Consider the following 20,923-nt stretch of genomic DNA (forward strand, 5'->3'; position numbering starts at 1 on the left):
GGGGAGATCCCGGCCATGCGTTGGTTGGTGGATTTACATTGCCATAGTGTTGCCAGTGGCCATGCTTACAGCACCGTACAGGAAATGGCCAGGGCAGCTGCTGACAAGGGGTTGAAAATGTTTGCTTTGACCGATCATGGTCCAGCCATGCCGGGGGGGCCCCATCTTTATCATTTCGGTAACCTGCGGGTATTGCCGGAAACCATTTACGGGGTGAGAGTATTAAAAGGTGTGGAGGCTAACATTATCGGGCTGGATGGGACCCTGGACCTGCCAGACCAGTATCTGGCCAAACTGGAGATTGTGCTGGCCGGTTTTCATACCTACTGTTTTCCTGCTGACCAGGGAATTGTGACCAATACTGACGCCATGCTGAAAGCTATGGCCCACCCCCTGGTGGATGTGATTGTTCATCCGGGCAATCCCGAATTTCAGATCGACCCGGAAGTGATTGTCCAGGGGGCCAAACATTACGGGAAGGCGATTGAAATCAACAACAGCTCCCTGGGCGGCAGCCGCAAAGGCAGTGCTACCAATTGTGCCGCGATTGCCCGTCTGGCGGCGGAATACGGGGTGTTGATCAGTCTGGGCAGTGACAGCCACTATGCCGACTGGGTGGGTGAACTGACCGCTGCCTGGGATTTGTGCCAGCGGCAGGGAGTAAAAGAGGAGCAAATCCTCAATCGCTCTCCGGAAACGGTGCTGGCTTATCTGGAACAAAGGAGGAGAACGGGGACATGCAAGTAATCGCAGGAATTGATCTGGGCGGGACCAACATTAAAGGCGGATTGTTTACCACCGCGGGGGAGTTGCTGGGAAAAAAGGAAATCCCCACCCAGGCGGCAGCGGGGCCGAGGGCAGTGGTAGTGCGGATTGCTGACCTGGTGCGGGAATTGGTGACAGAGTTTGGCCAGGGGCATACTCTGGCCGGGGTAGGGGTAGGCGCTCCTGGCCTGCATGACTTCGCGCAGGGAGAATGCATTTTTTCCCCGAACTTGCCGGGCTGGCGGAATGTTCCCGTGACCACCTGGTTAACAGAGTTGCTGGGTGTACCGGTCAAATTGGACAATGATGCTAATCTGGCCACTCTGGGCGAGTTCTGGCAGGGAGCTGGCCAGGGGGCAAATAACCTGCTGATGCTGACCCTGGGTACCGGTGTAGGGGGTGGCCTTATCTTGAACGGTCAGCTCTTCCGGGGCCCGGATGGCACTGCTGGCGAGCTGGGCCATATGGTGATCTGGCTGGATGGCCCTGCCTGCAATTGTGGTAATCGCGGCTGTCTGGAGACTCTGGCTTCAGCCACGGCTCTGCTGCGGCTGGGCCGGGAGGCTGGCTTGCCGGTCAAGGAGGCCCGGGAAGTGATGCAACTGGCTGTGGCAGCTGACCCCAGGGCAATAGAAGTAGTGGATCGATATATTTCTTACCTGGCAGTTGGAGTAGCCAGCCTGGTCAATATCTTTAACCCAGATCTGGTTCTAATCGGCGGGGGTGTAGTTAAGGCAGGGGAGCAGCTGCTTGCTCCCCTGCGGGAAAAAGTGGCCCGCCTGGCACTGGCTGTGCCGGCGCAGAGGGTGAAAATCAAAGCTGCGACCCTGGGCAATGATGCCGGCATTTATGGGGCGGCAGCATTGTTTGGGGATAAAAGATAATTTTTCCTTGACAAATACAGGAACTACCCGTATACTTTTACTTGTGATTTTTTGTTTGTAACAACTTTCTTTTCACAGAGACAGGAATAATCAGGTGGGGTGATAACGGTGTCCAAGGAGGAACTGCTGTCAGCGATCAGCCGACAGCAACGGCAACTGGCAGAGATACTGGCCCGAAATGGTCAGAACTTTTTAGCTGCTGATGTCTATGCCCTTTCCCGTGAATTGGACAAGCTGATCGTTCAGTATCTCAGGGAATATGGTTACTAATCCGGCTGGTAGGCCGGTTATTTTTTTGTTCCGGCGGATACACTGTTTGCCGGAGGTGATTTTGATGGCTAAGTGGGCGGACTGGCACACTCATACCCGGTACAGTGATGGTCGAGGTACGGTACGGGAAAATCTGGAGGCGGCCCGACAGCGGGGGCTGGCTTCCATTGCTATCACCGATCACGGACCGGCTAATATCGGGGTTGGGGTTGAAAACGGGCAAACCTACCTGGACATAAAAAAGGAAATTGCTGACCTGGCCCCTGCTTTTCCTGAACTGGAAATCAAGGTGGGAGCAGAAGCGGATATTATCAATCCGGCAGGAACAATCGACCTGCCGGAAGAAGTAATAAAAGAGCTGGATTTGCTGATTGTCGGGCTACATCCCTATGTCTGGCCTGCTGATACTGATGGAGCGGGCTGGGTCATCGCTAACCAGCTGGCCCGTCTTTCCCGGGGATACAAGGAAAAAATCCGGACCGACAACACCAAAACGGTCAAGGAAGCACTGCATCAATACCCGGTGGATATTCTCTCTCACCCTGATCTGGGCATGCCCCTGGATCGGCGGGAAATAGCCCTTTGCTGTGCTGAACAGGGAGTTGCTTATGAAATCAATACCGGACATCATTACCAGAAGGTGGAGGATATCAGGGAACTGGTGCTTACCGGGGTTGAATTTGTCGTAAACAGTGATGCCCATTTTCCCGCCACGGTAGGGAGGCTGACCGATGGAATTGAACTGTTGCAGAAAGCCGGAGTGCCGGAGGAAAGAATCCGCAATTGCTGGCAGGAATAAGCCGGATGGAAAGCGAAGTTAGTTAGCGGAAAGGGTGAAGGGAATGAAGGATATCAGTCTGATTATCATCACCGGCCTTTCCGGGGCCGGCAAAAGTACGGCGGTGAGGGCTTTTGAAGACATGGGCTTTTTCGTGGTGGACAATTTGCCCCCGGCCCTGGTCAGCAAATTTGTGGAATTGACCCGGCAGGTCAAAGGCCAGCCTTATCGCTATGCCCTGGTAATGGATATGCGGGGCGGCCGGTTTTTTGACCAGATGCAGGAAGCCCTGGATTATCTGCAACAACAGAAAGTAGATTACCGCATTCTGTTCCTGGAGGCGGCTGATGAGGTGCTGGTCCGCCGCTTTAAGGAAACCAGAAGGCGCCATCCTCTGGCTGGCGGGGGGACAGTGCTGGATGGCATCAGGCGGGAGCGGGCCAAGCTGGAAGAACTAAGGGGCCGGGCCCATCGCATTATCGATACCTCAAGTCTGAAGCCAGCTGAACTTAAAGAAGAAATTTTCCGGGCCTTCCAGCCGGAAGAGGAAGGGGCCCGGCTCAGCATTACAGTTATGTCTTTTGGCTACAAATACGGGATCCCGCTGGATGCGGATCTGGTAATAGATGTTCGTTTCCTGCCCAATCCCTTTTATATCAAGGAGCTCAGGCCTTTAACCGGCAATGACCCGGAGGTGCAGGAATACGTTGTCTCCCGGGAAGAAACTAAAAAGTTTCTGGACAAATTTCTGGATTTAATCACTTTCCTTATTCCCGAATATATTAAAGAAGGCAAAACCAGTTTAACTATTGCCATTGGTTGTACCGGGGGCCAGCACCGCTCTGTGACCCTGACCAATCGTCTGGCCGAATTGCTGGCTGACAGGGGGGATAAATCCTATCGGGTAGAGGTGCGCCACCGGGACATTCAACGGGAAAAAGGGAGGGAAATTTAGTGAGACGCCGGAGGCCTCGCCAGTGGAAATGGTTTTTGCCCGGCATGGGAGTAAAGCGCTGGTTTTTTCTGGCTCTAATTGGAGCCGGCTTCCTGGTTCTGGGCCTGACCTTTGTGCTTAACTGGGATATGCTGGTCTGGCTGGCCAATTTTTTTACCCGCTCCCGGCAGCTGCTGGGGGGTAAAGGAATAGCAGTGGTTGGAGCTGGTTTGCTGGTAACAGGGGCAGTATTGCTGGTTTACGGCCTGCTCAGTGCTATTACCTCTGTGGTGATGGCTGTTTTACCCTACCGCTCCTGGCGGCTGGTGGATAAAGTCTGGGAAAAACGCAACTTGCGCTTAGGGCCCAATATCGTGGTCATCGGGGGCGGCACCGGGCTATCGGTGCTTTTGCGCGGATTGAAGGAATATACCAGCAATTTGACTGCGGTTGTAACCATGGCCGATGATGGGGGCAGCTCCGGGCGGCTAAGGGAACATTATGGTATGCTGCCTCCAGGGGATGTGCGCAACTGCCTGGCGGCTCTGGCTGAACCAGGCAGCCGGTTAGGAGAGCTGCTGCAGTATCGTTTTAATGAAGAAGCCGGTTTAAAAGGCCACACCATGGGTAACCTGATGTTAACGGCTATGACTCAGCTCAGTGGCAGTTTTGTCAGAGCCATCAATGAGCTGGGCTTATTGCTGGCCGTGCGGGGCAGGGTGTTACCTTCTACCACCCAGCAGGTTACTCTGGTAGCGGAAATGAGTGATGGCCGGATTGTACGGGGGGAATCCCTCATCCCCGGGGCCAAAGGGCGGATACGTCGGGTCTGGCTGGAGCCGGAAGAAGTGGAGGCTTACGGGGAGGTAATCAAGGCCATACAGGAAGCGGATATCATCGTTTTAGGGCCGGGGAGCCTGTATACTTCCGTATTGCCCAATCTTTTGATTAAGCCCATTGCTGAGGCGCTGGCCCAGGCCCGTTGTCCCAAGGTTTATGTATGCAATATCATGACTCAGCCTGGAGAGACTGATGATTATACCGTCAGTGACCATGTTGCCGCTATCCAAAAACATGCGGGTGATATTGTGGATGTAGTGATTGCCAACAAGACGCGGATCCCGGCGGATTTGCTGCGCAAATATGCGGCTCAGGGTCAGTACCCGGTCCGTTATGATGGGGACAGGGTTAAGAAGCTGAATGTGGTGGCCCTGGTGGAACCGGTGGCCGATTTATCCGAGGTGGTGCGTCACAATGCCGGGCGGCTGGCCCGGATTATCCTGCGTTTGACCAAACAATGGACTTATCCTTATTAATCTAACGCATAGATCCCTCCCGGACGGGCAAACTAAACTTGAGTTTGTGCCGAGGGAGGTGAAATTGATGTCAAAGCGCAAAGAGATAGCTTGGTTAACTGCTGTCCTGGCCGCAACCCTGATCTGGTCCGGAGGATGTCCGGCCCGGAAACCGGCACCGCCAACGGCGCCAGCACCTACCCCGCCAGGGACTATTACTACTCCGGCGCCTACTCCCACACCGCCGCGGACAGAAGGGCCCCGTACCCAGGCGCAGGCCCGGGATGCAGCCGATGATATTGCTGATGCCGTTTCCCGGATCGACGGAGTGAACAAGGCTTCAGTAGTGGTGGTAGGCAATGTGGCCCTGATCGGTCTGGACTTGAAGGCCGGGATTGAAGGAACCAAAGTGGAAGCTATTCGCGAAAAAGCAGCGACCACTGCCAAACGGGACCCGCGGATAGTCAATGCTGTAGTGGAAACTGATCCAGATGCAGTAGGCAGGATCAAAAAAATTGCTGCCGGTGTGCGGCAGGGCCGGCCTATCAGCGAGTTTTTTGATCAAATCAGTGAATTTTTCAAACGGTTAAAACCCACTACCTAAAGGTCAGCGGCGGAATTTCCCGCCGCTTTTGCTTTTCCTGCTCTCCTGGCTGTGTTAAAATGGACTGGGGGTGGGAAAATGTCTTTTTCACTGCAAACTAAAGAAGAACTGGCCCGGCTGTTACCACCTCATGAAGGTTGCCTGAAGGCGGAGCTGGCCGCTTTAATCAAAATGGATGGTTCCCTGCAGCTCAGTGCCGGGACGGGCTGGGCCTTGTCTATACATACTGAAAGCGCCGCTATTGCCCGCAAGGTTTTTTCCTTGCTCAAGAAATTATTTGGTGTACAGGCGGATATTCTGGTCAGTAAACAGAATAGATTGAAAAAACATAACACATATATAGTAAAAGTGGCAGATAGTGATGAGGTAAAAAAAATCCTGCTCTTTGCCGGGGTACTTGATGAAAGGGGAGAGCTCTGGGATGGAATTGCTGACCCATTGCTGACCCGGGATTGCTGTAAACGCGCTTATTTACGGGGAGCCTTTCTGGGGGGCGGTTCTGTCAATGACCCGGAACGGGACTATCACCTGGAAATTATCGTTGACAACCAGGAAGACGGGGAAGCTATCGTCAATCTATTGCGCGATCTGAGGCTAAAAGGCAAGCTGACTGCCCGCAAAAACAATTTTGTAGTCTACCTCAAGGAGGCAGAACAGATTGCCGATTTTCTCAGCCTGATTGGAGCCAATCGGGCCCGGCTGGAACTGGAAAATGCCCGGGTCGTGAAGGAAATGCGCAATAATGTTAACCGGCTGGTCAATTGTGAAACTGCCAATCTATCCAAAACGGTGAATGCTGCAGTCCGGCAGCTGGAAAATATTCGCCTGCTGGCGGAGAGGGTGGGTTTGTCCAATTTGCCGGAGGGTTTACGGCAGGTGGCAGAAGCACGGCTTAATTATCCCGATATCAGTTTGAAGGAACTGGGGGAACTGCTGGAACCGCCTTTGAGCAAATCCGGGGTGAACCATCGCCTGCGCAAGCTGGAGCAGCTGGCCAGTCGCCTGTTACAGGGGGAGAAAGGGGAATGAAAAAAGAGGAACTGGATGCTTTTTTGCGGTACAAAACAGCGATGGCTGTAGAGGCCAGCCGCCGTTTCTATAAACTGCGGGAAGGGCGGCAGGAGAAAGAGAAGAGCTGGACCCTGACTTTTCTTGGTACCGGCGGTAACCCGGAAGCGGTAATCAGCCAGCAACCGCGGACTGCTGGATTTTTTCTGCAGCTGGGGGATTTTTATTTCATGGTGGATCCAGGACCGGGGGCGTTATATGCTGCCCTGGAACTGGGGATTGATCTGGGTCAGCTGGATGCTGTCTATATCTCCCATGGCCATGTGGACCATTATGCCGGGGCGGAAAGCATTATCGAGGGCATGTGCTGGGCCATGTCCAGCCGCCGGGGAAAACTCTTGCTGCCCCGGGATATGGTGGAGGAAAATGCCCATATCAGCACCTTTCACCGGGGGGAGGCGGCCCATAGCGGCTATCTGGGCGGCCCGGAAGTGGTGTTTTTGCAGGCCTATCAGCCGATTGCCCTGGGAGAGCTGACTCTGATTCCTGTACCGGCATATCATGGTCCGGAAAACTATGGGTTTATTCTGAAAGCCCCGGGGTTAATCCTGGGCTACACCAGTGATACCAATTTTCTCCGCAGTTATCGCACTTTCAGTGGAATCAAGGAGGTTATCCCCTGGGGGCCGGTGCTGGATTTCCAGGAAGCCATCAGCTGGCGGGAGGAACTGGTACAGGCCTACCGGGAAGTGGATCTCCTCATTGCCAATGTTACGGCCCATAATAGCTGGTTTCACCGGCATATTACCACCCTGGGCCTGCCTTATCTGTTGCGAGAAAGCAATATAAAACAGTGCTACATTACCCATTTTAATCACTGCTGTGTCTGGCCGGAAGATTTACGACCGGCCATGGCGGCATACGTGGAAGCGGTCAGTGGGGTGCCGACCAGTGCCGCTTATGATGGCTTGCAGGTTGATTTACAGCGATGGCTCAAGCGGGAGGGAGAAGATGAAGCGCAGAGTTGAGAGCTACCGGGTAGAGGGACCGAATAGTATGCAACACTGGACCCGAATTATTTCACCCTGGCGGGTGATGTTCAATTTTGCTATAATACAGCTGGGACGCTATTGTCCTTCTTTGCGCCTGAAAGCCTGGCTCTACCGCCATTTGCTGGGAATGCAGCTGGGGAAGAATGTTTCTCTGGGTCTGATGATGATGCCGGATATCTTTTTCCCTAACCGCATCAGCATTGGGGATAATACAGTGATCGGATATAACTGTACCATCCTGACCCATGAATATTTGGTGGAAGAATACCGGCTGGGAGAAGTAAAAATTGGCAAGAATGTCCTGATTGGGGCCAACACTACTATTCTGCCGGGGGTGACTATCGGTGATGGGGCCAAAATCTCAGCCATGTCACTGGTAACCGGGGATGTGGAAGCAGGAGCGGTAGTTGGAGGTATACCTGCCAGGCCCTTGCGAATAAATTAGCAGTAAAAAGAGGATTTCCCCGGTAGAGAAGAGAAGTTATTAGTATTAGCCTGGGAAGGGAAGTAGGGAGCTATGTCAATCCGCATAGGTTATGGACTGAACCTGGAACAGAGCCAGAAATTGATAATGACTCCCGAATTGCGCCAGGCCATCACTGTCTTGCAGTTATCGGCCCTGGAACTGTCTGAGTACGTGCAACAGGAGCTACAGGAAAATCCTGTTCTGGAAATCAAGGAAGACAAGGAAGAGCTGCCGGAAACGGAAGTGGAAGCTAACGGGGGGAAGGATGATGGCCTGGATGTTGACTGGCAGGAGTATTTTGCTGACAAATCCGATCTGGGCATAGTCAGGCAGGGAGCCGAGGAAGAAAAGGAACAGGTACAGTGGGAAAATTTCCTCACTCAGGGACCGACTCTGGTGGAACACCTGCTGTTCCAGCTTAATGTCAGCCCTTTGGACCCCGGGGAGAAGGAAATCGGCGAGTTTATTATCGGTAACCTGGATGATAATGGCTATTTGACCTGCAGTACGGAGGAAATTGCCCGTAGCTTGCAGGTTCCGGTCGAAAAGGTAGAGAAAGTTTTGCGTACCATCCAGACTTTCGACCCGGCCGGAGTAGCTGCCCGCAATTTACAGGAATGTTTACTTCTGCAGGTAGAAGCTCTGGGCTGGAATGAACCCCTCTTGCCGGCTTTGATCCAGCATCATTTGACAGCTCTGGGGGAGGGGAAAGGGCCGAAAGTAGCCCGGGCCCTGGGGGTGCCGGTGGAGGAAATTCAGCGCCTCTATGACTTGATCAAACAACTGGATCCCAAACCGGGACGGCGCTTTGGGGGTAACCAGGATGTGCGCTATGTAGTGCCAGATATTGTGGTGGAAAAAATCGATGGGGAATATATCGTGCTGGTTAATGATTATGGTGTGCCGCAACTGACCATCAATTCCACCTATCGCTCCATTCTTTTGCAGGAAAAAGATTCGGAAGCCAGAAAATATGTAGAGGCCAAACTCAATGCGGCCAGCTGGTTGATTCGAGCCATTGAACAGCGGCGTCTGACCCTGTACCGGGTGGCCAACTGTCTGGTGCAATTGCAAAAAGACTTTTTTGATTTCGGTTTGCGTTATTTAAAACCGCTGAACCTGAAACAGGTAGCCGAACTGCTGGACTTACATGAGTCTACCATCAGTCGGGCTACCGCCAACAAATATATCCAGACCCCCCATGGCGTATTTGAGGTAAAATATTTCTTCGCCAGCGGGCTGGAAAGCGGGGGTGGGCAGGAAGTTTCCTCCCGCAGTGTCAAATTGCTGCTGAAAGAATTGATCAGCAATGAGGATCCGAAACAGCCCCTGTCTGATCAAAAACTGGCGGAACTCTTAGGCCAGAAGGGAATCCAGATTTCCCGGCGCACCGTGGCCAAATACCGGGATGAGCTGGGCATACCGGCAGCAGCAAGGCGCAAACGCTACTAGAATTGCATAGAATATTACAACTTGGTGCATCCTATAAATGCCCCTCTTGACAAGGTGGAATTGCTTACCTTAGAATATGGATGTGGGGCAAATGCACCATCTTTTTTTCGGAAAGGCGGGACCATAATTGAATGGGCGGGACAATAACGGGCCTAACAGCCAGGAACTGGCATTGCAGGAGCTGGTTCACTACGGACAGAAAGTAGTGCCTGAGCTCATACAGCAGCTGGAGAAAAGGTATACTATTCTTCGCAGCATCTATTTTGCCCAGCCGATTGGACGCCGGGTATTAGCCGCCAACCTGCGCATGGGGGAACGGATTGTACGCAATGAAACCGACTTCCTGCGCACTCAGGGTCTGGTGGAGGCCCAGCCAGGCGGGATGGTCATTACTCCCGAAGGTGAAGAGGTCATTTTCGGTCTGGAGCAATTAATCCGCTTGCTGAAAGGACTCACTTCCCTGGAAGAGGAGCTGGCCAGTCGCCTCGGTTTACATAAAGTGATTGTAGTGTCCGGGGATCTGGACCAGGACCGCCAGGTTCTGAAGGAAATGGGTCGGGCCGGGGCCAACTTCTTGCAGGAAATTATCCACAAGGATAAAATTGAAACCATTGCTGTTACCGGCGGCACCTCCACTTTGAGTGTGGTGGAAAGCCTGCCAGAAATCAGTCCGGGGCGTTCCATTCTAGTGGTGCCGGCCCGGGGTGGTTTCGGAACAGAAATGCGCACTCAGGCCAACGCCATTGCTGCCTTACTGGCAGGCAAACTGGGCGGGGAGTATCGCCTGTTCCACGTTCCTGACGCTCTGTCGCCCCAGGCGCGCCTGGCCCTGCTGGAAGAGCCCCACATTCAGGAGATGTTGCGGCTGATGACCCAGGCTCAGCTGGTGATTCACGGGATCGGCGATGCGGTGGAAATGGCCAAACGCCGTCATATGCCCCAGGTGGAAATCAGCTGGCTGATGCGCCATGGAGCCGTGGGAGAGGCCCTTGGCTCCTATGTAGACAAAGATGGTAAGGTAGTGCTTTCGGCGCGCAACATTGGCTTAAATCTTCAGGAATTACCCCCTGCTTCCACTCTGGCGGTGGCAGGTGGTAAACATAAAGCTCAAGCCATACTGGCGGTCGCTGCCACCGGGATACTGAAATACCTGGTGACAGATGAAGGGGCCGCTCAGGCAATGCTGGAAACATTAAGGAAAAAGAATTAGCAGTAAAGGAGAGATGAATCATGACAGTACGCGTAGGTATTAACGGTTTTGGCCGCATTGGCCGCAATGTTTTCCGGGCCGCTCTCAACAAGCCGGAAATCGAAATCGTAGCCATCAATGACCTGACTGATGCTAAAACCCTGGCTCATCTGCTGAAATATGACTCTGTGCATGGCATCCTCAATGCCGAAGTACAGGCTGGCGACGGGGAGATTATCGTTAATGGCAAGGCTATCAAGGTTTATGCTGAAAAGGACCCGGCCAATCTGCCCTGGGGCGATCTGGGGGTGGATATTGTGGTGGAATCCACCGGTCGTTTCACCAACCGGGAAGATGCTGCCAAACACCTGCAAGCTGGCGCTAAGAAAGTCATCATTTCTGCTCCAGCCAAAAATGAAGATATCACTATTGTGATGGGGGTTAACCAGGACAAATATGATCCAGCTAACCACCATGTAGTTTCCAATGCCTCCTGCACCACCAACTGCCTGGCTCCCTTTGCCAAAGTTATCCACGAGAAGTTCGGGATTGTGCGGGGCTTGATGACCACAGTACACTCCTATACCAATGACCAGCAAATTCTGGACCTGCCTCATAAGGATTTGCGCCGGGCCCGGGCTGCTGCTATGTCCATCATTCCTACCACTACCGGTGCAGCTAAAGCGGTCGGTCTGGTTCTGCCGGAACTGAAGGGCAAACTGAATGGCTTCGCAATGCGGGTGCCCACTCCTAATGTTTCTGTAGTTGACCTGGTCTGTGAGCTGGCTACCGAAGCAACAGCGGAAGAAATCAATGCCGCTCTCAAAGCTGCAGCTGAAGGGGAATTGAAAGGCATTCTGGCCTACACCGAAGAGCCCCTGGTTTCCAGGGATTTCAATGGCAATTCCAATTCTTCTATTGTGGATGGCCTCTCCACCATGGTGATTGATAAAAAACTGGCCAAGATTGTATCCTGGTATGACAATGAATGGGGTTACTCCTGCCGGGTAGTGGATCTGGCTCTGTATATTGCTTCCAAAGGTCTGTAATGGTAAGATATAGAGTGGGTTAAAAAACAGGGAGGTGGGCCCGCGTGGAAAAAAAGACCATCCGCGATGTGGACGTTAAGGGCAAACGGGTTCTGGTTCGGGTGGATTTTAATGTCCCCACGGACGAAAACCGGCAAATTACCGATGATACCCGGATCAGAGCTGCACTGCCCACCATTAAATACCTGCTGGAACAGGGAGCCAAAGTAATTCTGGCTTCCCACTTTGGCCGGCCGAAAGGCCAGGTTAATGAAAAATACCGTCTGGACCAGGTTGCCAAGCGTTTAAGTGAGCTGCTGGGCCAGGAAGTGGCCAAAACCAGTGACTGTGTTGGCCCGGAAGCCGAGGCTGCCGTTGCTGCGCTGGCACCCGGGCAGGCACTGCTGCTGGAGAATGTGCGCTTCCATGCTGAGGAAGAGAAAAACGATCCTGAATTCGCGAAAAAACTGGCGGCTTTAGCCGATCTATTCGTCAATGATGCCTTTGGCGCTGCTCACCGGGCCCATGCCAGTACCGCTGGTGTGGCCCAGTACCTGCCGGCAGTGGCCGGTTTCCTGATGGAAAAGGAAATCAGCATCATGGGCAAGGCCCTGGCCAATCCGGAACGGCCCTTTGTGGCTATTATCGGTGGGGCCAAGGTGTCAGACAAAATCGGGGTTATCCAGAATCTGCTCACCAAAGTGGATACTCTGATCATCGGTGGCGGCATGGCCAACACCTTCCTCAAGGCTCAGGGGTATGAACTGGGTAAGTCCCTGGTGGAAGAGGATAAGGTCCAGCTGGCAAAAGAACTGCTGGCTACAGCCCAGCAACGAGGAGTAGAACTGTTGCTGCCCCGGGATGTAGTAGTAGCAGCCGCCTTCGCTCCCGATGCTGAACATAAGACAGTAGCCGTAGGAGAAATTCCTGCTGACTGGCAGGCCCTGGACATTGGCCCGGCTACCGCTGAAAAGTACGCTGGAGTAATTCGCCAGGCCAAAACTGTGGTCTGGAATGGACCTATGGGGGTCTTTGAAATGGATGCCTTTGCCAGAGGCACCGAAGCGGTGGCAAAGGCTATGGCCGAATGCCCTGGCACTACCATCATCGGTGGTGGCGATTCGGTAGCAGCAGTAGAAAAAGTGGGCGTAGCCGAAAAAATGACCCACATTTCCACCGGGGGCGGCGCTTCCCTGGAGTTTCTGGAAGGCAAGACCCTGCCTGGGGTAGCAGTACTGCAGGATAAATAAATTTCATACGTGAATGGAGGTGGCCCGGTTTGCGGCAACCAATTATCGCCGGGAACTGGAAAATGCATAAAACGGTAGCTGAGGCCCTGGCTTTTGTGGAAGCTATTAAGCCTGAGCTGGCCGGTGCCACCGCCGCGGAAACGGTCATCTGTGCACCCTTCACCGCCCTGGCCTCCCTGGCCGAGGCGGTGAAGGGCACTCCTATTCGTATTGGGGCCCAGGATCTGTTCTGGGAAGAACAGGGTGCCTATACCGGGGAAATTTCTCCCCTGATGTTAAAGGAACTGGGTGTCAGCTATGTGATAGTAGGCCATTCCGAGCGGCGGCAATATTTTGCTGAAACCGATGAGACAGTGAACAAGAAAGTCAAGGCAGCATTGAAACACGGCCTGGTTCCCATTGTCTGTGTGGGGGAAACCCTGGAACAGCGGGAAGCGGGCGAGACTTTTCAGGTGGTGGAACAACAGACCCGTCTGGGGCTGGCCGGTCTGACTGCAGAACAGGTTGCCGGTCTGGTTATTGCCTATGAACCGGTCTGGGCCATCGGCACTGGCCGCACTGCTACTGATGCTGATGCGGAGGAAGTGATCGCCTACATCCGCGGTGTGGTCAATGACCTGTTTGGGGCTGAAGCCGCTGAACGAGTCCGGATTCAGTACGGGGGCAGTGTCAAGCCTGACAACATCGCTGGTCTCTTAGCCCAGCCCAATATAGACGGGGCTCTGGTAGGAGGAGCCAGCCTGGATCCAGTTTCCTTTATCGCCCTGGTCAGGAGGTAAAAGCAATGAAACCTGTCAAACAACCGTTAGCCCTGATTATCCTGGATGGTTTTGGCTGGCGGGAAGAAAAGCGGGGCAATGCCATTGCCCAGGCTAACCTGCCCTATTTCCATCAGTTGCTGCGGGAATGGCCCTGGACCACGCTGGAAGCTTCCGGTCTGGCTGTAGGTCTGCCCCAGGGTCAGATGGGTAATTCCGAGGTAGGGCACCTGAACATGGGGGCCGGTCGTATTGTTTACCAGGAATTTACCCGTATCAGCCTGGCTATTAAAGAAAAGACCTTTTTCCAGAATGAAGTGCTGAAGGAAGCCATGCAAAAAGCCAAAAACAGTGGTAAAGCGGTCCATCTGCTGGGACTGGTTTCCGACGGAGGAGTGCACAGCCATATTGAACATCTTTATGCCCTGCTGGACCTGGCCAAAGCAGAGGGGGTAGAGCGGGTTTATATCCATGCTTTCCTGGATGGACGGGATGTGCCTCCCGCCAATGCCCTGGAATATATAAGGCCCCTGGAGCAAAAGCTATCAGCGATAGGGTTAGGCAAAATCGCTACCGTCAGCGGCCGCTACTATGCCATGGACCGGGATAAGCGCTGGGAACGGGTGGAAAAAGCCTATGCCGCTATGGTATATGGCGAAGGTGTTACCGCTGCTTCGGCGGAGGAAGCAGTTCAGTCTGCCTATAACCGCGGTGAGACCGATGAGTTTGTGAAGCCAGCAGTGATTGTAACAGAAGGTAAGCCGGTAGCCACTGTTAAAGCCGGGGATACCATGATTTTCTTCAACTTCCGGCCTGACCGGGCCCGTCAGCTGACCCGGGCTTTTGTGGACCAGGAGTTCAGCGGTTTTGAGCGGCGGCAAGGCTATTTCCCGGTGTATTTCGTCTGCATGACAGAATATGATGCCACTATTCCGGCACCGGTGGCTTTCCCGCCCCAGTCTTTGAAAAATACCCTGGGGGAAGTGCTGGCTGCCCATGGCAAAACTCAGCTCCGCATTGCGGAAACGGAGAAATATGCCCATGTCACGTTTTTCTTTAATGGCGGGGTAGAGATCCCCAACCCCGGGGAAGACCGCCTGCTCATACCTTCACCCAAAGTGGCCACCTATGACCAGAAGCCGGAAATGAGCGCCTTTGAAGTTACCGCTGAACTGCTGAAAGAACTGGAACAGGATAAATATGATGTGATCATCCTCAATTACGCTAATCCGGATATGGTAGGTCATACGGGGGATATGGAAGCAACCATTAAAGCCGTAGAGGCAGTGGATCAGTGTCTGGCTAAGGTAGTTCCTGCCATCCTCAAGCGGGGCGGTGTGGCCATCATCACTGGTGACCATGGCAATGCGGACTGCAAACGGGATGATGAAGGCAATGTCCTGACTTCTCATACCACCAGTCCGGTGCCCTTTGTTCTGGTTTCTCCTGAACATAAGGAGGCCAAACTGCGCGCTGACGGCAAGCTGGCTGATGTGGCACCTACTATTCTGGAACTAATGGGCTTGCCCCAGCCAGAAGAAATGACAGGACAAACCCTGTTGATCAAGTAAGGGAGGGATTTTTTGTGTCAACCATTATCGAAAATATTTATGCCCGGGAAATCCTGGACTCCCGTGGCAATCCCACAGTTGAAGTAGATGTCTACCTGGAAGATGGCACTCTGGGCCGGGCGGCTGTACCTTCAGGCGCCTCTACCGGCGCATTTGAGGCCGTTGAGCTGAGAGATGGGGACAAAGGCCGTTATCTGGGCAAAGGGGTCCAAAAAGCGGTGGATAATGTCAATTCCATCATCGCTCCCCAGCTGATCGGCATGGATGCCACTTTCCAGACCGAAATCGACAAGGTCCTGCTGGAACTGGATGGTACCCCCAATAAAGGCAAACTGGGGGCCAATGCCATCCTGGGCGTTTCCCTGGCGGTAGCCAAGGCCGCTGCCAAATCCCTGGGTCTGCCGCTGTATCAATACATAGGAGGCACCAATGCCAAGGAATTGCCGGTGCCCATGATGAACATCCTCAATGGCGGCAAGCATGCGGATAATAATGTGGACATTCAGGAATTTATGATCATGCCGGTGGGGGCCGATTCCTTTGCCGAAGCCCTGCGCATGGGTGCTGAAGTCTTCCACAATCTGAAGACTGTGTTGAAGGGCAAAGGGATGAATACTGCCGTTGGTGATGAAGGTGGCTTTGCTCCCAACCTCTCCTCCAACGAAGAGGCTCTGCAGGTTATTATGGAAGCCATTGAAAAGGCCGGTTACAAGCCGGGAGAAGATATCGCCCTGGCCCTGGATGTGGCTTCCACTGAGCTGTATAAAGATGGCAAATATGTGCTGGCCGGCGAAGGAGTATCCTACACTGCCGAGGAAATGGTAGCCTATTACGAAAAACTGGTGTCCAGATACCCCATCGTCTCCATTGAAGACGGTATGTCCGAAGAAGACTGGGAAGGCTGGGCCCTGCTCACTACCAGACTTGGCAAAAAAATCCAGCTGGTAGGGGATGACCTGTTTGTTACCAATACCGAGCGCCTGAGCAAGGGGATCGAGCGCGGGGTAGCCAACTCCATCCTGATCAAGGTCAACCAGATCGGTACTCTGACCGAGACCCTGGATGCCATTGAAATGGCCAAACGGGCCGGTTATACCAATGTCATCTCCCACCGCTCCGGCGAAACTGAAGACAGCACCATAGCTGATATTGCCGTGGCTGTTAATGCCGGTCAAATCAAAACCGGTGCTCCTTCCCGCACCGACCGGGTAGCGAAGTACAACCAGCTGCTGCGCATTGAAGAAGAGCTGGGCAATCTGGCTATCTATCGCGGCAAAAAGACCTTCTATAACCTGAAATAAGCAATTAGCCCCGTCCTTAGCGGACGGGGTTTTTGCTATACTGGTTATAGTGGATTTTGTCATAAGCCAGCTGCTCCAGGCTGGCTGGAGACCTGGTTTCGGCTGGATAGCCGATGGCCAGCAAGGCCAGGACCCGGTAAGGGGCCGGGACCTGCAGAACCTCCTTGACATATTCCTCCGAGGACTGCCCTGCTGCCGTTTGCCGCAGGCGAATCTGAATCCAGCAGGAACCCAGGCCCAGGGAGGTGGCAGCCAATTGCATCAGGATGGTAGCGATGGAGGCATCTTCGATCCAGACATCGCATTTGTTTTCATCGGCGATAACAGCGATACCCAGTGGTGCCTCAGCCAGAAAAGAAATACTGTGGGCCTTGGCTTTGGCCAGCTGTTGCAACAAACTTTTATCCTGGATGACAATGAATTCCCAGGGGCGCAGGCTGCGGGAGGAGGGCGCCAGCAGGGCCGCTTGCAGGATTTTTTCTATTTTTTCTTTCTCCACTGGCTGGTCGGTAAAACGGCGAATACTGCGGCGCTTTTGTAATAATTCCAGCATCTTACCCACTCCTTTCAAATTTTTATAACTATATTATAACATTGCTTTTTACTGGTGGAATATGCTAAAATGTCAGAAAAATGCCCTTGGAGGTGAAGGCATGCAGATAACAGGACGCCCGGTCACCCCGCTTTTTTTTCCGGGCAACCGGACCGGCATAGTATTGATTCATGGCTTCACCGGTTCACCGGGGGAAGTGGAGCCCCTGGGCCGGGCCCTGGCGGCTCAGGGCTGGACGGTACAGGTGCCCCTGTTACCCGGCCATGGCACTGATGTGGAAGAGCTGGCCCGCACCTGCTGGCGGGACTGGGTGGCTGCTGCGGAAAAAGCGGTAGTAGAGCTCAGGCAAAAGTGCGACCGGGTCTACCTGGCCGGGTTATCGATGGGGGGGTTGATCAGCCTCTACCTGGCCCATTATCAGCCGGTAGTAGGAGTGATCAGCCTGGCGGCCCCGATTTATCTCAAAAACAAGAAAGCCTATCTGGCTCCTTATTTACGCTGGGTCAGACGCTATGCTCCCAAAGAGAGGCAAGAAGATGGGCATTACCTGTTAACTCATTTCAATTATGATCACATACCGCTGGCCGCTCTGGTCAGTTTACTGGAATTTATTCGAACTGCCCGCAAGCAACTCCCCCTGGTACAAGTACCGGTCTTGCTTATCCAGGGTGATGCGGATGAGACTGTTGACCCGGCTAGTGCCGAATACATCTTTCACCAGCTGGGAAACAGAGAAAAAAAGTTGTTGTCCCTTCCAGGAGGCAGACACCTTTTGCCTTTAGGGCCGCAGCGCCAGCAGGTGGCAGAAGCGGCCATCGCCTTTATTAACAGTTTGGAGGAACAGAGCAATGAAGGAGTTTCAAGGAGAATATGACCACTGGTGTTTTGCCTGTGGCAAGCAAAATCCCCGGGGTTTACATCTGGAATTTACGATAGAGGGGGAGGAGTATGTGACTACCTTCACTCCGGGCCCGGTCCATCAGGGCTATCCCGGTATCATGCACGGAGGGATTATCTGCACCCTGCTTGATGAAGTAATGGGCCGCTACCTCTGGAAGCAAGGCCTGACGGCACCTACGGCGGAGTTGACGGTGAGATTTCGGCGGCCTGTTCCCATCAATGAACCTTTACAGGTTCGGGGCCGGGTGGTCAACCGCCGGGGCCGGGTGATTGAAATGGAAGCCAGTCTGATTTTGCTCAAGGACCAGCAAGTGGCGGCCACAGCCACTGGCAAATTCATTCAAATCAAAGAAGGAGGACTGACTGATGGACAGAATTGAAGCAGTACAGCTGATGGAGAAATATGTAACCAACACAAATTTGCGCAAGCACTGCCTGGCAGCGGAATTCGTCATGCGCCGCCTGGCCCGCCATTTTGGCGAAGATGAGAAAATCTGGGGCTTAGCTGGCCTCTTGCATGATATCGATTATGACCAGACCAAGGATGACCCGGCCCGCCACAGTCAGGTGGGAGCCGACCTGCTGGCTGAACTGGGGCTGCCGGAGGAAGTGGTCTATGCCGTGCGGGTACATAACGAATACCACGGCCTGCCCCGCCTGTCCCGCCTGGATAAGGCCCTCTACAGCGTTGACCCCACCACCGGCCTGATTGTGGCCGGAGCCCTGATCCGTCCGGAAAAGAAGCTGGCGGCAGTGGATGTGCCTTTTCTGGTCAATCGTTTTCACGAAAAATCCTTTGCCCGCGGGGCCAACCGGGAGCAGATTCAAGCCTGTACGGAACTGGGTCTGAGCCTGGAGGAGTTCCTGGGGCTGGCGTTAGAGGCGATGCAGGAACATAGTGAGGAACTGGGATTGTAGAGGTAAGACACCCTGGCGAGGGTGTCTTTTTTTATGTGCTGTATTTAGGAGGCAGATTTTCATTGAGTAAATGCAAGAAAGCTTGGAAAGGTGACATTTTCACAAGGTAAACACATGATTAAAATTACATTATTGACAAAATATTGACAGAAAAGGTAAAATAACATATATCAATGCGGGCGCTATCGCTGTCGACCTTTAGTCACTTTTTAAAGCAAATCAAAGATTCATCTTGCTGTAGACTGCAAAAGCGAAGTTACCAACTGCAATAGAAGTACACCAGATAACGTAAATGATGGGGAAATGGGTAGCACTTTAATTCAACTCTGCATTTTTATTTTATCTAGCCATAAATATATTACACAGAACTTTATTGGCTAGGGGGGTAACTTCACATGGCCTTAGTTGAGTTTCAGATATACTTTCCTATAGCGGATAGTGTAGTTTTAGAATTTTGGGATTCGAGGACAAAACTGGCGCATATTCCCATGGATATTGATTCCGATGGATATTGGGAAAAAAGTATTAACTTGGATGATGGCTTGTATCACTATTGTTTTTTCATTAATAACAGCTTTCGAGTCAATGACCCACAAACGTTTCCTGCTTATGTTCTAGAAAATGGTAAACCTATATCAAGTCTTGTAATCGAAAATTCCGAGGTTAGAAAATTAAATTATGATTCTGCTAATATAGAAGTTGAATACATAGACATGTATGCCGGAACGTCACGTTTGCCTAGACTCAACAGGGAATTCAGCAATTCTGATGGAGAAATAGGTATAAATATTGATTTCATTAAAGTTAAGGGCATACATCTAGTTAGTTTCGTATGGGTTAATCCTATGTTGGAAATAGCATACGTTTCTGATTGTATCGTATCAGGTAATCCTTCAGGCAAAGGACAAGCAGTTCAAGCTTCGGGTTGGATCACAACTGATCCCAATAATCAGCTAATCCCAGGCAAATGGCATCTTGTAGTTTTAGTAAATGGCAATGAAATTTGTTGTTTGCCATTCTATATACGAAGTTATTTCTACCGACTGCAACAGGGTAGAGTTATAGCCCTGTAAAAAATTAAAAATTATGGGAGGTATGGTAAAATGGGTATGGGGGACTTAAGGGTCGCCGAGAGAAAAGCAAGGTCAACACAACAGTCGGCAGCAAACAAAACTTCTACTTCGACAGTTCAAAAAACTTCTACTTCAACTACTCAAAAATCTTCTACAACAACGAAACATACTCCAATAGTACAACTAACCAAATCCGGAGGCGCGGCTTCTACTAGTAGTATTTCATCTACACATAAATTCTCTGGGGCAGCAAAACAATTTTCATCTGGTATGGGAGGATTAAGGGTAACCGAATCGAAAATATCGAGCTACTCTTCTTCCCCCACTAAATTCTTAGGAGCAGCGAAACAATCTTCACCTGGCATGGGAGGACTAAGGGTAGCCGAAGCCAAGAAGTTAGGCGAAAAAAATCTGGGGACAGGAAAATTTGTCGATGACAAAGCAACCTCAAAAACATTATTAGGAACTGATAACATGAAAAACGGTCCTAGTAACGCTAAGCTAAATTTGGGTAAGGCACAGGTATCTAGATTTAGTGGAGGACCTGGTGGAGTCAAAGGAGAAGCTTATACTGTGGAAACAGGTGTAGAGATAATAAGCCTTGACAATCCTAAAAACTTCTTAGGATTTACTGCAGGTGTAGATGTAAATACAGGTGTTGTAAAAGGAGGACTTTATCTAGAAAGTGATAAAGGACTTGCACTGGGCAGTCTTGGAGGGGGTGCTTATGCTACATTAAAAGAAGGAAATCTTCATGCAAAGTTAAGGGTTGGCAATTTAAATGTGTATGCTAATGTAGGAGGAAATGTGGCGGGAATAGGTGCCATGGGTGAAGTCTCTATACTTGATAGACGGTCGGATGATTCATATCATA

23 protein-coding genes are annotated in these 20,923 nt (G+C 52.2%); 22 read left to right on the top strand and 1 reads right to left on the bottom strand.

All coding sequences use genetic code 11. The features are described 5' to 3' along the window. The first annotated feature begins 15 nt into the window (after positions 1 to 15). The 17 genes from JDF658_RS05765 (at position 16) to eno (ending at position 16,605) form a co-directional block, all read left to right on the top strand. Entirely contained in the window at positions 16 to 747 is a 732-nt protein-coding gene (locus tag JDF658_RS05765) for a phosphatase (protein WP_078666003.1), read from the top strand. Continuing rightward, positions 738 to 1,649: an ROK family protein gene (locus tag JDF658_RS05770; RefSeq protein WP_079906772.1), complete on the top strand. Its 912-nt coding sequence runs from the start codon at positions 738 to 740 to the stop codon at positions 1,647 to 1,649. The genes JDF658_RS05765 and JDF658_RS05770 overlap by 10 nt, the downstream gene beginning before the upstream one ends. A gap of 108 nt (positions 1,650 to 1,757) precedes the next feature. Beyond that, complete coding sequence (locus JDF658_RS05775; protein ID WP_159071800.1) at positions 1,758 to 1,919, top strand: aspartyl-phosphate phosphatase Spo0E family protein; 162 nt, start codon at positions 1,758 to 1,760, stop codon at positions 1,917 to 1,919. Between the two features lie 64 nt (positions 1,920 to 1,983). After that, positions 1,984 to 2,718 (top strand): PHP domain-containing protein, encoded by a 735-nt coding sequence (locus JDF658_RS05780; protein ID WP_078666000.1) that lies wholly within the window; start codon positions 1,984 to 1,986, stop codon positions 2,716 to 2,718. Between the two features lie 43 nt (positions 2,719 to 2,761). Then, positions 2,762 to 3,652 (top strand): RNase adapter RapZ, encoded by an 891-nt coding sequence (gene rapZ, locus JDF658_RS05785; RefSeq protein WP_078665999.1) that lies wholly within the window; start codon positions 2,762 to 2,764, stop codon positions 3,650 to 3,652. Beyond that, positions 3,652 to 4,947 carry a YvcK family protein gene (gene yvcK, locus JDF658_RS05790; protein ID WP_078665998.1) on the top strand — a complete coding sequence of 432 codons (1,296 nt, stop codon included), beginning with the start codon at positions 3,652 to 3,654 and terminating at the stop codon, positions 4,945 to 4,947. Before rapZ ends, yvcK begins: the two co-directional genes overlap by 1 nt. A gap of 67 nt (positions 4,948 to 5,014) precedes the next feature. Continuing rightward, positions 5,015 to 5,530: a YhcN/YlaJ family sporulation lipoprotein gene (locus tag JDF658_RS05795; protein WP_079906773.1), complete on the top strand. Its 516-nt coding sequence runs from the start codon at positions 5,015 to 5,017 to the stop codon at positions 5,528 to 5,530. 78 nt (positions 5,531 to 5,608) lie between these two features. Next, the gene (gene whiA, locus JDF658_RS05800; protein WP_079906775.1) at positions 5,609 to 6,559 is read left to right on the top strand and encodes a DNA-binding protein WhiA; all 951 of its coding nucleotides are present in this window, start codon (positions 5,609 to 5,611) and stop codon (positions 6,557 to 6,559) included. Further along, on the top strand, positions 6,556 to 7,566 hold the full coding sequence (locus JDF658_RS05805; RefSeq protein ID WP_079906776.1) for an MBL fold metallo-hydrolase: 1,011 nt from the start codon (positions 6,556 to 6,558) through the stop codon (positions 7,564 to 7,566). Before whiA ends, JDF658_RS05805 begins: the two co-directional genes overlap by 4 nt. After that, complete coding sequence (locus JDF658_RS05810) at positions 7,550 to 8,035, top strand: DapH/DapD/GlmU-related protein (protein ID WP_079906778.1); 486 nt, start codon at positions 7,550 to 7,552, stop codon at positions 8,033 to 8,035. The genes JDF658_RS05805 and JDF658_RS05810 overlap by 17 nt, the downstream gene beginning before the upstream one ends. A gap of 72 nt (positions 8,036 to 8,107) precedes the next feature. After that, complete coding sequence (gene rpoN, locus JDF658_RS05815; RefSeq protein ID WP_307167976.1) at positions 8,108 to 9,508, top strand: RNA polymerase factor sigma-54; 1,401 nt, start codon at positions 8,108 to 8,110, stop codon at positions 9,506 to 9,508. A gap of 127 nt (positions 9,509 to 9,635) precedes the next feature. Further along, positions 9,636 to 10,718: a sugar-binding transcriptional regulator gene (locus JDF658_RS05820; RefSeq protein WP_079906779.1), complete on the top strand. Its 1,083-nt coding sequence runs from the start codon at positions 9,636 to 9,638 to the stop codon at positions 10,716 to 10,718. A 20-nt stretch (positions 10,719 to 10,738) separates the two neighbouring features. Then, the gene (gene gap, locus JDF658_RS05825; RefSeq protein WP_079906781.1) at positions 10,739 to 11,746 is read left to right on the top strand and encodes a type I glyceraldehyde-3-phosphate dehydrogenase; all 1,008 of its coding nucleotides are present in this window, start codon (positions 10,739 to 10,741) and stop codon (positions 11,744 to 11,746) included. Between the two features lie 44 nt (positions 11,747 to 11,790). Continuing rightward, entirely contained in the window at positions 11,791 to 12,975 is a 1,185-nt protein-coding gene (locus tag JDF658_RS05830; protein WP_079906783.1) for a phosphoglycerate kinase, read from the top strand. Positions 12,976 to 13,004: 29 nt separating this feature from the next. Further along, positions 13,005 to 13,754 carry a triose-phosphate isomerase gene (tpiA, locus tag JDF658_RS05835; protein ID WP_078666585.1) on the top strand — a complete coding sequence of 250 codons (750 nt, stop codon included), beginning with the start codon at positions 13,005 to 13,007 and terminating at the stop codon, positions 13,752 to 13,754. Between the two features lie 5 nt (positions 13,755 to 13,759). After that, a complete protein-coding gene (gene gpmI / locus JDF658_RS05840) occupies positions 13,760 to 15,304 on the top strand; it encodes a 2,3-bisphosphoglycerate-independent phosphoglycerate mutase (RefSeq protein ID WP_079906784.1) in 1,545 nt (514 codons plus the stop codon). A gap of 14 nt (positions 15,305 to 15,318) precedes the next feature. Further along, positions 15,319 to 16,605, top strand: a complete 1,287-nt coding sequence (gene eno, locus JDF658_RS05845) for a phosphopyruvate hydratase (protein WP_079906786.1) — start codon at positions 15,319 to 15,321, stop codon at positions 16,603 to 16,605. A gap of 16 nt (positions 16,606 to 16,621) precedes the next feature. On the opposite strand, the gene JDF658_RS05850 is transcribed toward eno, so the two are convergent. Beyond that, a complete protein-coding gene (locus JDF658_RS05850) occupies positions 16,622 to 17,158 on the bottom strand; it encodes a nitroreductase family protein (protein ID WP_078666588.1) in 537 nt (178 codons plus the stop codon). A gap of 100 nt (positions 17,159 to 17,258) precedes the next feature. On the opposite strand from JDF658_RS05850, the gene JDF658_RS05855 reads away from it, so the two are divergent. The 5 genes from JDF658_RS05855 to JDF658_RS05875 form a co-directional block, all read left to right on the top strand. Beyond that, the gene (locus tag JDF658_RS05855) at positions 17,259 to 18,032 is read left to right on the top strand and encodes a carboxylesterase (protein WP_159446574.1); all 774 of its coding nucleotides are present in this window, start codon (positions 17,259 to 17,261) and stop codon (positions 18,030 to 18,032) included. After that, the gene (locus JDF658_RS05860) at positions 18,007 to 18,438 is read left to right on the top strand and encodes a PaaI family thioesterase (RefSeq protein ID WP_078666590.1); all 432 of its coding nucleotides are present in this window, start codon (positions 18,007 to 18,009) and stop codon (positions 18,436 to 18,438) included. Before JDF658_RS05855 ends, JDF658_RS05860 begins: the two co-directional genes overlap by 26 nt. Further along, positions 18,425 to 18,976, top strand: a complete 552-nt coding sequence (locus JDF658_RS05865; RefSeq protein WP_079906790.1) for an HDIG domain-containing metalloprotein — start codon at positions 18,425 to 18,427, stop codon at positions 18,974 to 18,976. Before JDF658_RS05860 ends, JDF658_RS05865 begins: the two co-directional genes overlap by 14 nt. 395 nt (positions 18,977 to 19,371) lie before the next feature. After that, positions 19,372 to 20,049 (top strand): hypothetical protein, encoded by a 678-nt coding sequence (locus tag JDF658_RS05870; protein ID WP_079906791.1) that lies wholly within the window; start codon positions 19,372 to 19,374, stop codon positions 20,047 to 20,049. A 30-nt stretch (positions 20,050 to 20,079) separates the two neighbouring features. Further along, positions 20,080 to 20,923 (top strand): hypothetical protein (locus JDF658_RS05875; RefSeq protein WP_200805648.1); only part of this gene is annotated, 844 nt, incomplete at its 3' end.

This window comes from Carboxydocella sp. JDF658 (assembly GCF_002049395.1).
In the GTDB taxonomy this organism is placed as follows: domain Bacteria; phylum Bacillota.

Coding starts and splice junctions, on each gene's coding strand:
- JDF658_RS05770 (WP_079906772.1), top strand. CDS start 738: ATGCAAGTAATCGCAGGAATTGATCTGGGCGGGACCAACATTAAAGGC.
- JDF658_RS05780 (WP_078666000.1), top strand. CDS start 1,984: ATGGCTAAGTGGGCGGACTGGCACACTCATACCCGGTACAGTGATGGT.
- JDF658_RS05805 (WP_079906776.1), top strand. CDS start 6,556: ATGAAAAAAGAGGAACTGGATGCTTTTTTGCGGTACAAAACAGCGATG.
- gpmI (WP_079906784.1), top strand. CDS start 13,760: ATGAAACCTGTCAAACAACCGTTAGCCCTGATTATCCTGGATGGTTTT.
- JDF658_RS05860 (WP_078666590.1), top strand. CDS start 18,007: ATGAAGGAGTTTCAAGGAGAATATGACCACTGGTGTTTTGCCTGTGGC.
- rpoN (WP_307167976.1), top strand. CDS start 8,108: ATGTCAATCCGCATAGGTTATGGACTGAACCTGGAACAGAGCCAGAAA.
- JDF658_RS05765 (WP_078666003.1), top strand. CDS start 16: ATGCGTTGGTTGGTGGATTTACATTGCCATAGTGTTGCCAGTGGCCAT.
- JDF658_RS05850 (WP_078666588.1), bottom strand. CDS start 17,158: ATGCTGGAATTATTACAAAAGCGCCGCAGTATTCGCCGTTTTACCGAC.
- rapZ (WP_078665999.1), top strand. CDS start 2,762: ATGAAGGATATCAGTCTGATTATCATCACCGGCCTTTCCGGGGCCGGC.
- JDF658_RS05855 (WP_159446574.1), top strand. CDS start 17,259: ATGCAGATAACAGGACGCCCGGTCACCCCGCTTTTTTTTCCGGGCAAC.
- JDF658_RS05870 (WP_079906791.1), top strand. CDS start 19,372: ATGGCCTTAGTTGAGTTTCAGATATACTTTCCTATAGCGGATAGTGTA.
- gap (WP_079906781.1), top strand. CDS start 10,739: ATGACAGTACGCGTAGGTATTAACGGTTTTGGCCGCATTGGCCGCAAT.
- JDF658_RS05810 (WP_079906778.1), top strand. CDS start 7,550: ATGAAGCGCAGAGTTGAGAGCTACCGGGTAGAGGGACCGAATAGTATG.
- whiA (WP_079906775.1), top strand. CDS start 5,609: ATGTCTTTTTCACTGCAAACTAAAGAAGAACTGGCCCGGCTGTTACCA.
- JDF658_RS05865 (WP_079906790.1), top strand. CDS start 18,425: ATGGACAGAATTGAAGCAGTACAGCTGATGGAGAAATATGTAACCAAC.
- JDF658_RS05795 (WP_079906773.1), top strand. CDS start 5,015: ATGTCAAAGCGCAAAGAGATAGCTTGGTTAACTGCTGTCCTGGCCGCA.